Here is a 16,431-nt window from a genome sequence, read left to right as displayed (position 1 = left end):
ATACAAAAAAAACTCCAAACATATATTCGGAGTTTTAATTTACATTAACTTCGTATTTTATTTCTACCCTTCTTGATTTATCTCTATTGACACTATCATCATTATTTTTTATAGGTTCAGCTTTAGATCGACCTACAGCTATTATATCTCCTGTTAGTTTATCTTTATATTTATAATCACCTATTTCTTCTCCAACTATAAAGTTTACAACACTAAAAGCTCTTCTTTGTGATAAGTCTAAGTTATATATATATGTTCCAACATCATCAGTATGCCCTTCTACTATAATTTTAGATATATAATCACCATAATCCTTATATATAGTTTCAGCGTACTTAGGAACAAATACTTTTAAAATTTCTTTAGCTTCTGGCTTTAACTGATCGCTATCTGTATCAAATAATGCAGTTTCTCCAAACGTAACTTCTCCACTTTCCTTATCAATCTCTATTGGAATTCCATTTTCTTTTAAAGTTTGTTTTACTGAGTTATTAACGTTACTTGCTATTCCTTGTTCTACTCCTCCAACCATACTTTCAGAGCTAATTAAAAGCATTATAACAACCATTAAAATAGTTGCTAATAAATCTGTAAATGTGGGCCAAAAATTGCTATGTTCTTCCTCTTTATTTACAGTTCTTCTATATTTATTTATCATACTCTAATTCCTCTTCTTCTTCATCATATAATTCAATTTCGTCTAATTCATCTAAATCGAAAGTTTGGTTGGGGTTATCATAATCTTCATTTATGTTATCTATCTTATACTCTTTAACAATTTCATACCCTTCATTATTTTTAACAATAGATTCTAGTGACATTGAATTTGACATGTCTAAAGCTTCTTTATATATATCGATATACTTAAATACAAGTTCTAGGTGGTCAATGATTGATCTAGCCTGTTCATCTATAACAGATGTTAATTTATGTATATCCTCTTTTAAGTTTACATTGTTTTCATTCATACTATTTTGTTTTATAAGTAAATTATTTTCGTGAGAAATTAACTTCACCATAAGATCTTGTATATTTCTTTCATATAATGCAAATCCAGCATTTACATCCCTTATATAATCTTTAATAGCAAGTTGACTTTGGTTTACTGTTTTTATATCTTTTGAAGACTCTTTTACATTTTCTACTATTTCATTGTAAATTTCACTTTGAGCTTCGTATGTATCAAATAACTTAACAAATTTTAAATTAAGTATACTAAATTGTTTATCTAATTTTCTTATACTTTGATCAAATGCCTTTATAGAATCATTTGATCCATTTAGCATATTGCCTAATTGCTCTATAGAAGATATAAAGTCATCGTTAAAGTCATGTAAATCTTTAGAAATTTTATCAAATCTTTCTATAGCGCTTATAGCTTTGCTAATATCCTTTATACATACCTTAATTTCATTTAACTTTGAATCTAAAACTTCTCCTTTGTCATTGCTAGATTTAACGGTCATAATATTTTCTAACTTAAGCATCAATTGTAATAGTATACTCTCACAATTTTTATGTTTTATATATGCATTTATAGTTACTGAACATATTATCCCTACAATACTTGTAGCAAATGCAATCTGCATACTCCCAATAGCTAGAGTCATTGAATTTACGATATCGCTTTTATCGATACTTGCAAGAGTTATTGTAAGCCCTACAAATGTACCTAAAACTCCTAACAATATACATAATGAAGGTGAGCTTTTAACAGCCTTTATTTCGTTTATTATTATTTTACTATCTTTAGAAAAATCAGATATAACTTCTTCTACAAATGTATTCATGTTTATTTCTGCATATGGATATGTACTTTTATATGATTCGTACTTAGTATTAGCAATAGATACTATATCACTTTCTTCTGGATTTAAATTTAACTCCTTCAATTTCTCTTGCACAAAATCATAGATTTTATTGTTTTTTATAACGTTTATAACTGAGTGAATTATTGTAATACCTATAAATATTAATGTTATAGGATTTGTAAATATCGATGTAAATAAATTACTTATTATACTTCCCATACTAACCTCCTTAATTGAATGTGTTTTAATAATATATATGTACATACTAGTTAAAATAGACAAAAAATAAGAAGATACCTTTAGTTTAACTTCAAGGTACCTTCTAAGATATAAATACTATTTTTATACTCAAGCTACTTCTGATGAATTTATGGGTTTTATCTGTATTAATGTAGATAACTCAGAAGCTAATATTTAATGTAGAGAGTATTTTTAATAGTTAAATATTTAATCTTATTAAAGAATATGAATATACATATAAATATGTTACTTATTTTAGTATAAAAATTAATTTTAAAGGTAATACTATTATCAGTTAGGTTTTGAAGTTGGAAAGAGTCCAATACTCTACTTAAAGGTTTTAAGTAATTGTGAGAGATGCAGAATTACTCGCTCTGCCAAACCTAATTTAGATAGAAGAGTGTCTTTTATAAGGCACTCTTCATTTATGTTTAATTTAAAATATAAATTATGTATATATTTATATAGTGAAATTAAATACTTTGATATTAATATATATTAATATATAATTTTAGTATATAAAAATAATTTTAACTTATATTTAGGGGGAATCTTATGACAGTTTTTAAAGAACTATGTGATACATACAGTTTTATCAATAAATTAGATGAACAAATTAAAAATCTTATTGAATCTAGATTAGTGGTTGAAAGTTTCGATATAAACTCTGAAATAATAGCTAGAGGAGAACAGTGTAGGGGGTTTTCTTTAATTTTAAAAGGATCTATAAGAGTTTATAAAATTTCAGATAAAGGAAAAGAAGTAACTTTATATAAGCTTTCTAGCGGAGATACTTGCTACTTATCCATGTCTTGTATGTTATCAAATGAAGTTTTTCCGGCATTTGCAGAAGTTATAGAACCTACAAAGATAATTTTTATTCCAACTGACATTTTTAACAAGTATATATATAATACTCTAGATTTTCAAAAGTATATGGTTTCAAATTTATTTACTAAATATACAGAAGTAATAAATTTATTGGAAGAAATAGCTTTTGAACGAATGGATGTAAGAGTTTCTAAGTACCTATTAGATATTTCTAAAAGAACTAATAATAGTGATTATTTATATTTAACACAAGAAAAAATTGCTCAGGAGTTAGGAACTAGCCGTGAAGTAATAACTAGGCTACTTACAGATTTTAAAAACAAAGATATAATCACATCTCAAAGAGGTAAAATAACTATAATTAATAGAGATAAATTGATTCACCTAAGCCAGTTATAAAGTTTTAATTGACTTATACTTACATATTATGTAAAATTATAAAAGAATTGAATAAACTTTCTATTCTCTTGTTGAGGGAGTAGCTAGCACATAAAGTGTGGTTAGATCAACATAATGACTATAAAGTCTGGTCTAATCTTAAATAGCGAGACTCATACACGATTATTTTCGTGTATAAGTCTCGTTTTTTTTGTGCATATTATAAAAAGTTAAGGAGGAATAATAATTATGAGTTTAATATCAATTTTATTAACGTCAATTGCTTTATCTATGGATGCATTTGCAGTATCTATAACTAAAGGAATGACAATTAAAAATATAACAACAAAGTTAGCTTTTAAAATAGCTTTTTTCTTTGGTTTATTTCAAGGAGGAATGCCTCTAATTGGATGGGCACTAGGAATTAGCTTCGAAGGATACATAAAAGCTTTTGATCATTGGATCGCATTAATATTACTATCATTCTTAGGTATAAAAATGATATATGAATCTATTAAAGGTGAAGATGAGGATGAAGTTGCATTAGATATCGCTCAAGATAATACTCAAAATAACTTTAACGATAATGATATAAAAACAAAAGATTTAATAGTATTGTCTGTTGCTACTAGTATAGATGCACTTGCCGTTGGTGTTAGTTTTGCATTTTTAAATATATCTATAATACCAGTTGTAAGCGCTATAGCTATAATAACTTTTATAGTGTGTTTTATAGGTGTTTTGATAGGAAAGCAAATAGGTCCAATATTAAAAAATTATGCCGAAATTATAGGTGGTATTATATTAATATGTATAGGTATTAACATATTCAACGAGCATACAGGATTTTTATCAAATTTTATTAACTTTTTTAAGTAAATTATAAAAAAATATGTGTTTTAACAAAAAAATGGATAAAATTAGCTTATCGAACATTTGTTTGCATGTGCTTTTTTATCCATTTTTTGTATTATTTAGTTATATTTTCTATATTAAACTCCAAATGTCCATCTACAATCATATGAGTTAACTCATTTTCATATAGATTATCTATTTTTTCATCTGTATATAATAAATACTTAGGCACATACATATCTTCTTCTTCATTAGGACTAATAGTTTCAAAAGGCGCTATGAGTATTTGATTAAAATTCAAAATTAACTTTGGAAGTTTTTTAAACACTTCTTCACTATTATCATAATTTTCTTTTGCTAAACTTTCATAAGCTTCAAAGCTCTTTTTATAATATAGGCTAGCTAGCATATATTCACATTTCTTATTGCCTAACTTGCTTCCTTCTTTAAAATATTTTTCAGCTTCACTATCTTCATTTAATTTTAGACTCAATTGACCTAAATTAAATATAGATTCTATACACCCTTTTTCTCTTGTTTTTTCATACCAATACTTAGCACTTACATAATCTTTATAATAAATGCTATATATTATACCTAACATATGTTGTGAGTAACCATTATCCTCATTTGAGGGAACTTCAAATAGCTTTTTAGAAACTTCATATTCTTCTTTTTCAAATAAAATTTTCCCTAAATGGATCCTAGAATTTAAGTGATCTTTTTCAATAGCTTTTTCATAAAAACTTATTGCTTTATCATAATCATCTAATTCTTCATAAATAATCCCTAATCTATAAATTGCTTCGAGGTTATTATTTTCAGCTGCTTTTAGATAATAGTTAATTGCTAAATCAAAGTTTTTTAATTGTTCATATATATTACCAAGTTTAACTTGAACAGATGTTAAATCTTCTATCTGTTTGTAATAGTCAATTGCAGAATCTGTATCATTTATTTGTTTATAAAGATCTCCTAGATTTTCTACAGATTCTCTAAATCCATAATCTATACATTTTTTATACAGAGGAATAGCTTCTTCATACAATTTCTCTTCAAATAAAAGACCAGCTAAATTATTAGTAGCTTGTATTATGTCGTTGTCAGAAGCTTCTTTATAATACATTTTAGCTGTGTTTAAATCATTTTCTTTATTATATATATTGCCTAGTTTATAGCTAGATAATATATTGTTTTTATCATAAGCAATTTTATAGTAAAACTTAGCTTCTTCAAAGTCTTCTTGCTCATCATATATGTAAGCTAACCTAAAACTGCATTTTTCATTACCTTTTTCAGCAGCTTTTTTGTAATAAATTTTAGCTTCTTCATAATTTTGATCTGATTCAAATAAAAGGCCTAAATTATAGCAAGCTTTTTCGTATCCCAATTTAGACAATTGTTTATAGTTTGAAATAGCATCTTTAAAGTCCCCATTTTCTTGATATATCATAGCTAAATTATATTTTGCATGATTGTTTCCTAAAATAGAACCTCTTTTAAAGCAATCTATTGCATTTTGAGTATCATTTGCATATCTATATAAAATACCTAGATTGAAAAGAGCATCAGAGAGTTTACCCTCACTAGCTTCCTTTAACCACCTTATAGAATTTTCGTAGTCTCTTAACTTAAAATAAATTACCCCTAAGTTATTTTGAGCTTTCAAATGCCCTAGTAATGCTATCTTTTCATACCAATATATAGCATATTCATATGCTTCTAAACCATAATAGATACTTCCCAAATCATAAGCAGCTTCTTCAACTCCACTTTTAAATGCTAGTTTAAGCCATTTTTCACATTCTTCTATATTACCCTCAGACTGATATAACTTGGCTAGCGTATATTGAGCCTTGTCATAGTGATTTATTGAAGCTTGAGTTAATAGCTCTATAGCATCATCAATCTTCCCTAATTTAATGTAAAGGCTAGCTTTAGCATACATTATCTTAGGATCAGTTGGGATATCTTTTATTTTTTTTATTGAAAATTTAATTTTATTCATAAATAATTCCCTACCTACCTTTTGTATTATATTATACATATTTTACCATAATATATCATTATACAATATATCTCTAATATTATATATTATATCTCTATATTTTATATAAATTGCATATATTCTTATATTCTGTTAAAATTTATATAATTCTTATATGAATAGGAGGATAAAAGTATGGATTTAGATATGTTATTTAAATTGCTAGTTTTTATAGTTATTGCAGGAATAGCTATAAAAAGTGTAAAGCTTATTGGAAATATAGTGTTTAAAATTGCTTTAATAGGACTTTGTCTACTAATATTATATAAAGTTATTATTTTAATATAATATTTTATACATAAACTACCACTGTATTTTTTACAGTGGTAGTTTTTAGATTACCTAGTAATTATATAAGCATCTTTAAATCCCTTATCTATAGCTTCTTTTAATACTCTATCTGCGTTTTCTCTTTCTTTGAAAGCACCTACACATACTGCCCATAATTGTTCTTTATTTGAACTATTATCATACTTAAACTCAATTCCTAAAAATTTGCATATACCTTTAGCTATTGCTGTTGCAAATTCATCTTGTTTATTTAACAACAGATCTATATCTTCAACATTGTCTATAAATGCCAACTCTATTAAAGCTGCAGCCATTTTTGTTTCTCTAACTACATGAAAATTTCCTTCTTTTACGCCTCTATTTTCTGTGTATAAATGAGACTTTACTAATTCTTCGTGTATATCATCTGCTAGCTTTCTATATTTCAGCTTATAACAATATGTTTCTATACCTTTTGCTAATTTATTAAATGAATTGCAGTGCAATGACACAAAACAATCAGCTCCCCATTTATTCGCTTCACTAGATCTATACTCAAGTGTTTTGAAAGTATCATTGTTTCTAGACATTTTAATATCTAAATCACAGTTTTTAAGTTTTTGCTCAAGCTTTTTTCCTATACTAAGTACTATATCTTTCTCAAGTATGTTATTAACTCCTATAGCACCACTATCATTTCCACCATGACCTAAATCTATATAAACTTTTTTCATATATTCATCATTCTCCTCTTGTAAATTTATATTATCTATTTACTTAAATAAACTTAATTCTACATTAGGCGTTTATATATCTTATTATGATTTCAAAGAAACTGTTACTAACATCTATAAAATAAAAATCGCCACCGATTCGCATATATCGGTGGCGATTTTTATTTTATACTATTTAAATCTATGTAAGCGTCCACTTGAGGGATATATAATAAGTCCTCTTTTATGTGTGTGTTTCCAAATTCTTTTAAATCTAATCCTTCTTCATCTTTTGTTATCTTATACTTAACAATTTGAGTTTCTTCATTTAACTCTCCAAAAAAATATGTGCCCTCATATTGTTTAAACCTAAAACTAAAAGTCTCTCTAGTTAATCGTATTTTAAAGCTTTTCATAACAAGTTCCTTTCGATATTAATTTAAAGTTATTAATATAGTATAAAAAAAATCATATTTATTCAAGCCTATATATTAAATTCATCGAAATTTAAACTTAATCTATATTTATTTTTATTAAATCATTATTTTTAGTTTTTATATTAACTATATTACCAGTTAAATTATAATCTAAAGCTTGCATAACCGTTTTTGCTAAGTTGTCAGTATCTAAGACATCTGTTTTTAAATTAAGCCATTTAAGTCCATTTATTTTCACCATTCTTTTCACAAACTCAACAGGAAATTTTAAATTTATATTATCTCCACCACTAGATAGTATTTTAACTTTAAAAAGCCTATCATCAATTAAATTTACAGCTTTACTTCTCACCTTATAATTCCCCCTTGATACATATTTTTAACCACCTAAGTATTGAATTATATCTAATTACTTTAATAATATGCTATTATTCGAAGAAATATATTAACTTTATTTAAATTGAGATTATTTTAATAAAAGAAATTAAAATAAAGTATATAACTAAATGTTTACGTTGTAGATAAAATTTTGAAAATTAAATTCAGTTTAAAGTAAAGTTTTTTGAAAAAATTATTAAAGTTTTAAAGATATTTAATATATTTTTAACATAAATTCATATTTGTATAAGTGCTTAAAAATTTATTATATACGCACATAATGATAATTAGTAAATTTTGAATTTTAAGTATGAAATCTAACTATTTTAGCGAATTTATAGAATTTACAATATATTTCATAAATTTCCAAATATATTGAAATTTTCCCAATATAATATACAATTATCTTGACTAGGAAATGTTTTCCTAAGAGAGTTATTCCTAATAAAAATTTTATATGAAATGGGATGGTATTTTATGGATCAAAAAGAACTAAAAAGATTTAACTTTAATAGCTGGGCCTTTATTGTCAGCTATGCCTTTATGGGACTTATGAGTGGAGTTGCTTTTGACGTCTTAGTAACTTTTTTACAGCAAGTTAATATCTCTACAGCAAGTTCTTTCTCCTCTTTTATGGGGATGAGTAATTTCGTATGTGCCGCAATTTTAATTTTAGCACCAAAGCTTGGATACAAAAAGCTTATAATTACAGGGCCTATAATGACTATAGCTGCATTAATAGCTATATCATTTGTGGATGTAAGCTTTATTTACCCTGTTGCTACACTAGCAATACTTGTAGGTGTTGCATTATTTGATGTTGTATTACCACCTTATCTTACAGCTTATACTACTGAGAAAGAAAGAACTAAAGTTTTTTCTAGAGCATTGTATATAAATGTTATAGGTATGGTATTGGCAACTTGGTTTGGAGGAACTATTGCAGTATCTAGATTTGCAAGTAGATTAAAAATTTCTAACTCTCAAGCAAGTGCAATAACTGAAAACATTAAAGGAATGACTTCTCATCAATTACATGAATTTATATTAGCTCAAAGAGACGTATTACTTATGTTTGTTGTAATCGCAGCACTTTCACTTATACCTCTTTTATTTATAAAAGAGAAAAAAGAAGATTACTGCGAAGAAACTACTACTAAAGAGAAAAAATCTTTTGATTGGTCAATATTTAAAAATAAGTACGTTGTGCTATGGCTTGTATACTATGCTATGATAAGATTTGGAGCATCATTAATTTGCCCTTACTTCTCAGTATTCTTAAATAATGAACTAGGTATATCAAGAGCTACAACTTCTCAACTTGTATCTTACCAATACTTTGCAATGGTTTTATTCTTATTAATATCACCATGGGTTGTAAAAAAACTAGGAAATGTTATTGCTTTAGGTGGATTAGCACTTTTATCTATACCTTTTATGTTGGTTATAGCAAATGGTACAGTGTTTGGTTCTGGAATGGTTGTAGCAGTTGGAGCTGGCTTATTCTTTAGATCAGGATTTATGAACTGTGCAAATCCTATAATGAACTCTCTCCCAATGGAGTTTGTTTCAAAAAACTCTAGACCTGCATATAACTCACTTATATTTGTAGCAGGAGGTATTACATCTATAATAGCAGGTCAATTTACAAAATTATTCTTATTTAAAATACCAGGTGGATATTCAAAAGCTTATTACATAACAGCTGTTATTTATGTCCTAGCATCTGTACTTCTAATAGTAGTGTATAATAAAAAATACAACAGACATGGACAAGATAACAAGGAAGATCAAACTGCATAATATACATAAAAAAAGGAACTATATTAATATAGTTCTTTTTTTATTCAAATAACTATCATTTCATATTCCTCTTTAATTAAATTTCATTTTATGATAAAATCTTTCTAGTATTGAATTAATCTAAATTAAATATTTTAACATGCATGAAGAGGAGATATATCAAATTGTTTAATTACATTAAATTTGCAACCTTTCAAATTATAGGTTTCTTATTATCTATTTTTAAATTAAAGAAGTTTTCAAAGTTTCCTAATAAATTCACAATGGAAAATAAATTTTCTTTTTTACAAAAACAAGCTAAAAACTCTTTAAAATTAGTTAATATAGATGTTCGTATAATTGGCGAGGAAAAAATTCCAAAAGAACCTGTACTATTTGTTGTTAATCATTCCAGTATGCTAGATAGTTATATATTAATATCTAGTGTAAATAGACCTGTAGGTTGTGTAATAGCTGATGAACCAGTATGGAAAAACATACCTATAGTTTCTAAATGGGCAGCTATAATAAAATGTGTATATATAAATAGACACGACAATAGACAAGGTTTAAAAAGTATTATAGAAGCTTCTAATAATATAATTAACGGTCAAAGTATGGCAATCTTTCCTGAAGGTGATTTAACATGGGTAAAAGATGACCATTCTATAATATCAGAATTTAAAAGTGGAGCATTAAAAATAGCATACAAAGCTAAATGCCCAATTGTACCTATTGTTATAAAAAACTCAAAAGAAACTTATCATGGATATGAACCAGTAGGTAAGATTAAATCTACAAATGTAGAAGTTGAATTTTTAGATCCTGTTTATGACCATATAGAAAATCCTAAAATAAAGACTATTGACTTAGGAGAAAGCATTAGAGAAGATATGATAGAGTCAATTTTAAACTTTAATTTTAAATATAAAAAAGCTATATCTAAATAGATATAGCTTTTTATATTTAATCATTTTTAGGTTTATCATATATAGATTGCTTTATTATTTCTTTAAACATTAATGGTTTATTTATATAAGGTTTTGTATCTACAATTACATTAGAGTTTATACACGTTTTTATATATCCATTTTCATCTAAAAATATTTCATTACACTTTAAGCATATATCACACTTATCATTATGAGTGTCTCTACTTATTACACCTTTAGAATCATCTAACTTATAATAATCCATCCTTCCGTTTACATAATTTAATTTATGTAACTCTTTTATACTTTCTAAAACTTCTTTAACATTTATATATCCTTTGTTAAAAAAATTCATACATTTAGGATCAGGAATAAGTTCAGAAAAAGAAACCTCTACAGGTAAATACTTTGTTAAATAGACAAAGTCAAACACTTCATCAGTGTTAAAATCATTTATAAGAGTACAAATTATTTTTGTATTCAGTTTAAAGCTTATACAGTTATTAATAAGCTCTAACACTTCATTTATATTTATATTATGATTTAACTGCTTATATTTATATTGCTTTAAAGATTCTAATCTAACACTTATATTTGTAAGTCCATACGATTTAAGCTCACTAATTTTACTATATATTCCAGATCCATCTGTGACTATTCCTATATGGTTAATATTACATTCACTATTAATATAATTAATTATGTGACATAAGCTAGTTTGATCTATATTATCATTTAGATCAAACTCAATATCATCTATTCCCAAATTAACTAATTCTTTAACTATAAATTTTAAACTATCAATGTTTAAAATAAACTCTTTACCTAAAGATATAACAAGTTTATGAATATCTCTTTTATATCTATCTATCATAATTACAACACCTCTTTATAAAACCAAACTACCTTTTATCTTTTCTATGTGAAAGATCACCATTATTTTTAACTAACAACACCTCTGCCATAATTCCAAAAGCTATTTCTAAAACGCTACTTGAAGATATATTAATACCTACAGGAGCATATACAGATTCTAATAACTTTTCCTCTATACCTTCACTTAACAATTCTTTTTTTAAAGCTTTCCATTTCTTACGGCTACCAATCATACCTATATAAGCTGCCTTAGAGTTTATGACCTCTCTCAAAGCTTCTATATCTTTTTCATAACCTCGAGTAGCAATTACTATGTATGTATTGTCATCAATATTAATTTTGTTTAAAATTTCACTTATATTTCCTGAGTATATTTCATCAGCATCTGGAAACCTATTTTCATTTGCAAATTCTTGTCTATCATCTACTATAGTAGAATAGAAGTCTAACCCTTTTGATATGTTGTATAAAGAATGACCTATATGACCTCCTCCAATAATTAATAACTTAGGCTTTGGTTTAAATACTTTTATATAGCCTTTTACATATCCACCACATTTCATAGTAGTTTCTAGAGATTCTTCTGTAAGTGAATAATCAAAGTTGAAATCTTCTCCTGTTTTAATACATTCCCTACATTTATTTATAACAACATTTTCTAGTATTCCGCCACCTATAGTTCCTATTACAGAATCATCTTTAAATACAGCCATGACAGCGCCTTGTTTACCAGGGCTTGAACCTTTGACATCTGTAAGCGTTACAAAACACACTCTATTGCCTAATTCTAAATCTTCATACACTTTTTTCAAAATATATTCATTCATCTATATATCACTCCAATTCATAAGGATAGCCTCTAAAACTCCTCCAGCTATGCATCTAGCTTTATCAGATATAGTTTCGCAATTTTTAAGTTCACTTTTTCTAGGGTCTATATCGGCAATTTTAAGATTTTTTTTAATTTTACTGTTATTTCTTATAATACCTCTTATAATGCCATCCATAGTGGCTAACACATCAACTGAGTTTTTACCATTTTCTATTTTAGCAATAACTTGATTTTTATAAACTAAATCTCCTATATCACAAATGTTTTTTATAATACCATCTTCAGTTGAATAAATTACTCTTTCCTTACTGAAGCCATTAATATTTCCTGGAATACCTGTATTTTCAGTTGCATAACCTTTAGTGATTATTCTTCCTAAATCGTGCCCTCTCATTGTTTCTATTACAAAGTCAACATCATATCCAGCTTCAAATCCAGGCCCTAATCCAATTGTAATAGGAGCCATATCTTTATTTGTACCTAAATTTTTTTTTGCAATTATAGCATCTATTACAACTTTTGGTTTTAATTTATTAATTAAGATACCCTCAGGATCAATAGTTACACAAACTTTTTTTGATAAAAAAGCTTTTTTTAAGTCATCTTCATTATTTACAAATTTACAAATAACTCCCTCTATACACACTTCACCATCGTAAATAGCTTCACTAAAACATACTTTTCTTCTTATAGACAAAGGATCTTTTACTTCTAATGCTAAAACATTAAATCCACATCTACTAAGTTTATGTATAACTCCAGTTGCTATATCTCCAGCACCTCTAACTATAATAAGCTCGTCCACTATTTCCTAACCCCCTTTAATATGTTAATACTATTATACAATACATACCCCCCTATATTATAATAATTTTACATAATTATACAAATAAAAAATCTACGCAAATAGAAGAAGCCCTTATCTATTTAAAATAGATAAGAGCCCCTCAAAACAAATTATTATTATTATTTAACGGTATTAACATTATAACAAATGAACTTGATACTTTGCAAGTATATTTTATTTAATTCCTATAATTTGTCCTATTGTTAAAAATATCATACATGAAATAAACAGTGTTATAATTAATGGCATTACAAATCTTAACCACTTAGAATAAGGTATATTTGCAAGAGCTAATGCTCCCATTAAAACGCCTGATGTAGGAGTTATCATATTTGTAAGTCCTACACCAAATTGATAAGCCGTAACTATCAATTGAACCGAAACTCCAACTAAATCAGACAGTGGTGCTAAAACAGGTATTGTAAGAGAAGCTAGGCCAGATGACGATGGAATTAAAAATGCCAATGCTGCCTCTAGGAATAAAGTTAAATTAACAAAAACTACTTTTGGTAAATTCTGTAGGTATCCTGCCGCTGAATTCAACATAGTATCTATTATAAATCCATTTTGAGCAATTATAACAATCCCACGCGCTAATGCTATTGCAAGGGCTGCTGATATTAAATCTTTTGATCCCTCTATAAATGAAATAGCAATAGTCTCTTGATTGAGTCCTCCTATAATTCCCGATAAAATTCCAATAGCTATAAAGATCATAGCTATTTCGGATATATACCATCCAAGTTTTAAAACTCCAAATATCATCATAGTCATTCCCACTGCAAATATAATTAGAACTCCTATTTCTTTAGGTGTAAACTCTTTTATATTAGCACTCTCCATTTGAATATGTTCTTTTGTTTCTAAGTCTAAATCATACACTATGGATTTGTTTGGGTATTTTTTTATTTTTCTAGCATAAAATACGACAAATATTATAGAAATTGTTATAAGAATTATATATATCAAAAACCTAAATGCTATTCCTGACCCCGGAGTTATTTGAGCTAATGCCTGTGCTATCCCAACCGAAAAAGGATTTATAGTTGATGCTATATTACCTGTCATAGCTCCTAAAAATACAGTAGCCACAGCGGTAAGTGAATCATATCCAATAGTTAGCATTAAGGGCACAAATATCATATAAAATGGCAATGTTTCTTCAGCCATTCCAAACACTGTACCTCCTAAGCTAAACAGTATCATAGATATAGGGATTATTATAATTTCATTCCCCCTTAATTTTTTTACAACAGCATTAATTCCAGCTTCTATAGCTCCAGTTTTATTAACTATTCCAAATGATCCTCCAACTAATAAAACAAAACCTACAATTTCTGCAGCATCTACAAATCCATCTATCGGTGCCCTAAATATATCATCAATACTTTGAGGATTTTCCTTAACATATTCATAGGTATTTGGAATTACAACCAACCTATTGTCGATTTCTTTGCGCTGAAATTGTCCACTGGGTATAATCCAAGTTAAAATAGCCATAAAAACTATTAGTAAAAATATTATTGTAAATGTATGTGGGATGACTAATCGTTTTTGCTTATTCATAGAATAACTAATTCCTCCTTAAACAAAGCTTATCTCTATTAGTTATTACCAATTTTATAATTTATATATTTTATTACTTTAATTACCAGGTTACGATTAACCTATTTTCTTCATAGTATAAATTAATGCTAGGGGGGATTTTTGTGACATCTTTTATTATGTATGGTCTATGCATATTGATAACATTTATTTCTTTTTTTAAAGACAGGGAAAAAACCAAGAATGCTTATATAAATGCAGCTAAATCCTTTGAAAATATTATGCCTCAATTTCTTTGTATAGTTATAATAATAGCTATAATTCTAGCTATTATTAATCCTGTTTCTATTTCTAAGTTTATAGGGCCAAATTCAAGTGTTTTGGGAGTATCGATAGCCTCTTTTATAGGCTCTATAACTACGATGCCTACATTTGTAGCTTTCTCTACTGGAGATATATTATTAAAAAGCGGAGCGGGTTACTCTCAAGTAGCGGCTTTCATATCGACATCTACAATGGTTGGAATCTTAACATTCTCACTAGAATCTAAATATATCGGCAAAAAAGCTGCATTCTACAGGAATTTTATAGCTTTCTTATTTGCATTTTTAGTTGCGGCTTTCATAGGAGGAGTATTAGCATGAGTACTTTAATATCAGTAATAAAAAGATATAAATATTTTTTTATAAGTTCATTCATTTGTATTTTGATATGTTTATATAATATAAATATAGGATATAAAATTTTTAATATTACAACTTCCAGTTTAATCCAAATGCTATCTATCCTTCCTCCGGTAATGGTTATGTTAAGTCTTTTAGATATTTGGGTTCCTAAAAAATATTTTATAAAGTATATGGGTGATAGCTCTGGTATTAAAGGTATATTTATTTCTTTTTTAATAGCATTTTTTTCTGCTGGACCCATGTATGCTGCATTTCCATTTACAGCTGTACTTATCAAAAAGGGAGTTAAATTTTCTAACATTATTATTTTTCTTAATGCTTGGTGTGTTACTAAGTTTTCAACATTATTATTTGAAATTGGAGCGTTGGGATATAAATTTACTATACTTCGATTAATAATTGATATTCCAGGAGTTATAATAATGGGATATTTAGTTGACTATCTTATGATAAAGCGAATAAATATAAGTTAAAAATTTTAGTTGAATTTTATATGAAAAGGGGTAGTTTGATATGTCGTCTAATGTTTATGTTGTAATTCAAAAAGACTTAGGGTATATGCTAACTATAAATGAATCGTCTATAACTTGTGATGAGTTCAGGAAGACATGCGATGCAATAGTTGGCGAATTTGGAAAAGATGTATTTATACTTCATCAAAAACTTATTGAAGTTTATGGTTTTGAAAAAGCATCTATACAGTGTACCTATATGGTTGAATAGGCAAAAAAATTCACAATTACTATGAGTAATATAAACTTAATAGTAATTGTGAATTTCAAATTATATATCTAATATTTTTTTATATTCATCATTGTTTAAACGCTTGATAAATTCAGATATAAGTTTAACTGTATTATCATAATACTATCTATAAACATTGATATAACTGAGTTTAAACAACGTTACACCTCCAAATGTCAGTAAGAAATGTCAGTACAAGTAATTAATTATGCAATTATAGATTTTAT

18 protein-coding genes are annotated in these 16,431 nt (G+C 26.8%); 8 read left to right on the top strand and 10 right to left on the bottom strand.

Annotated features, from left to right (window positions below; all coding sequences use genetic code 11):
- Positions 1-34 precede the first annotated feature (34 nt).
- Positions 35-658, bottom strand: coding sequence for an OmpA family protein (locus tag KXZ80_RS07845; RefSeq protein WP_021430580.1), 624 nt, complete (start codon positions 656-658; stop codon positions 35-37).
- Positions 648-2,030, bottom strand: coding sequence for a MotA/TolQ/ExbB proton channel family protein (locus KXZ80_RS07840; protein WP_021432928.1), 1,383 nt, complete (start codon positions 2,028-2,030; stop codon positions 648-650). Before KXZ80_RS07840 ends, KXZ80_RS07845 begins: the two co-directional genes overlap by 11 nt.
- A gap of 576 nt (positions 2,031-2,606) precedes the next feature.
- Between KXZ80_RS07840 and KXZ80_RS07835 the strand changes: the two genes are divergently transcribed.
- Entirely contained in the window at positions 2,607-3,281 is a 675-nt protein-coding gene (locus tag KXZ80_RS07835; protein WP_021432927.1) for a Crp/Fnr family transcriptional regulator, read from the top strand.
- 228 nt (positions 3,282-3,509) lie between these two features.
- Entirely contained in the window at positions 3,510-4,139 is a 630-nt protein-coding gene (locus KXZ80_RS07830) for a manganese efflux pump MntP (protein WP_021432926.1), read from the top strand.
- 91 nt (positions 4,140-4,230) lie between these two features.
- Here the strand turns inward: KXZ80_RS07830 and KXZ80_RS07825 are convergent, their stop codons facing one another.
- Positions 4,231-6,123 (bottom strand): tetratricopeptide repeat protein, encoded by a 1,893-nt coding sequence (locus tag KXZ80_RS07825; protein ID WP_021432925.1) that lies wholly within the window; start codon positions 6,121-6,123, stop codon positions 4,231-4,233.
- 174 nt (positions 6,124-6,297) lie between these two features.
- Here KXZ80_RS07825 and KXZ80_RS07820 point away from each other — a divergent pair, with 174 nt between their 5' ends.
- Positions 6,298-6,450 (top strand): hypothetical protein, encoded by a 153-nt coding sequence (locus KXZ80_RS07820; RefSeq protein ID WP_021432924.1) that lies wholly within the window; start codon positions 6,298-6,300, stop codon positions 6,448-6,450.
- A gap of 50 nt (positions 6,451-6,500) precedes the next feature.
- On the opposite strand, the gene KXZ80_RS07815 is transcribed toward KXZ80_RS07820, so the two are convergent.
- From KXZ80_RS07815 to KXZ80_RS07805, 3 genes are all read right to left on the bottom strand, one after another.
- Entirely contained in the window at positions 6,501-7,166 is a 666-nt protein-coding gene (locus tag KXZ80_RS07815) for an N-acetylmuramoyl-L-alanine amidase (RefSeq protein ID WP_021432923.1), read from the bottom strand.
- Between the two features lie 161 nt (positions 7,167-7,327).
- On the bottom strand, positions 7,328-7,561 hold the full coding sequence (locus tag KXZ80_RS07810; protein ID WP_021432922.1) for a hypothetical protein: 234 nt from the start codon (positions 7,559-7,561) through the stop codon (positions 7,328-7,330).
- A 97-nt stretch (positions 7,562-7,658) separates the two neighbouring features.
- Positions 7,659-7,934: a hypothetical protein gene (locus tag KXZ80_RS07805; RefSeq protein ID WP_021432921.1), complete on the bottom strand. Its 276-nt coding sequence runs from the start codon at positions 7,932-7,934 to the stop codon at positions 7,659-7,661.
- Between the two features lie 503 nt (positions 7,935-8,437).
- Between KXZ80_RS07805 and KXZ80_RS07800 the strand changes: the two genes are divergently transcribed.
- Together KXZ80_RS07800 and KXZ80_RS07795 are read left to right on the top strand one after the other, a co-directional pair.
- Positions 8,438-9,763 carry an MFS transporter gene (locus KXZ80_RS07800; protein ID WP_021432920.1) on the top strand — a complete coding sequence of 442 codons (1,326 nt, stop codon included), beginning with the start codon at positions 8,438-8,440 and terminating at the stop codon, positions 9,761-9,763.
- 164 nt (positions 9,764-9,927) lie between these two features.
- Positions 9,928-10,692, top strand: a complete 765-nt coding sequence (locus KXZ80_RS07795; RefSeq protein WP_038285210.1) for a lysophospholipid acyltransferase family protein — start codon at positions 9,928-9,930, stop codon at positions 10,690-10,692.
- A 16-nt stretch (positions 10,693-10,708) separates the two neighbouring features.
- On the opposite strand, the gene KXZ80_RS07790 is transcribed toward KXZ80_RS07795, so the two are convergent.
- From KXZ80_RS07790 to KXZ80_RS07775, 4 genes are all read right to left on the bottom strand, one after another.
- The gene (locus KXZ80_RS07790) at positions 10,709-11,548 is read right to left on the bottom strand and encodes a radical SAM protein (RefSeq protein ID WP_021432918.1); all 840 of its coding nucleotides are present in this window, start codon (positions 11,546-11,548) and stop codon (positions 10,709-10,711) included.
- Positions 11,549-11,576: 28 nt separating this feature from the next.
- The gene (locus KXZ80_RS07785; RefSeq protein WP_021432917.1) at positions 11,577-12,377 is read right to left on the bottom strand and encodes an XdhC family protein; all 801 of its coding nucleotides are present in this window, start codon (positions 12,375-12,377) and stop codon (positions 11,577-11,579) included.
- Complete coding sequence (yqeB, locus tag KXZ80_RS07780) at positions 12,378-13,187, bottom strand: selenium-dependent molybdenum cofactor biosynthesis protein YqeB (RefSeq protein WP_021432916.1); 810 nt, start codon at positions 13,185-13,187, stop codon at positions 12,378-12,380.
- Positions 13,188-13,403: 216 nt separating this feature from the next.
- Positions 13,404-14,795 (bottom strand): YfcC family protein, encoded by a 1,392-nt coding sequence (locus KXZ80_RS07775; RefSeq protein ID WP_021432915.1) that lies wholly within the window; start codon positions 14,793-14,795, stop codon positions 13,404-13,406.
- A gap of 143 nt (positions 14,796-14,938) precedes the next feature.
- On the opposite strand from KXZ80_RS07775, the gene KXZ80_RS07770 reads away from it, so the two are divergent.
- The 3 genes from KXZ80_RS07770 to KXZ80_RS07760 are packed head-to-tail and all read left to right on the top strand — an operon-like array spanning position 14,939 to position 16,183.
- Positions 14,939-15,418, top strand: coding sequence for a permease (locus tag KXZ80_RS07770; RefSeq protein ID WP_021432914.1), 480 nt, complete (start codon positions 14,939-14,941; stop codon positions 15,416-15,418).
- Positions 15,415-15,933 (top strand): permease, encoded by a 519-nt coding sequence (locus tag KXZ80_RS07765; protein ID WP_021432913.1) that lies wholly within the window; start codon positions 15,415-15,417, stop codon positions 15,931-15,933. The genes KXZ80_RS07770 and KXZ80_RS07765 overlap by 4 nt, the downstream gene beginning before the upstream one ends.
- 40 nt (positions 15,934-15,973) lie before the next feature.
- Positions 15,974-16,183, top strand: a complete 210-nt coding sequence (locus KXZ80_RS07760; protein ID WP_021430997.1) for a hypothetical protein — start codon at positions 15,974-15,976, stop codon at positions 16,181-16,183.
- The last annotated feature ends 248 nt before the right edge of the window (positions 16,184-16,431 follow it).

Source organism: Paraclostridium bifermentans (assembly GCF_019916025.1).
Lineage (GTDB): Bacteria > Bacillota > Clostridia > Peptostreptococcales > Peptostreptococcaceae > Paraclostridium > Paraclostridium bifermentans.
The sequence above is the reverse complement of the archived record's forward strand: the minus strand, read 5'-3'. Positions and strand labels throughout refer to the sequence as shown.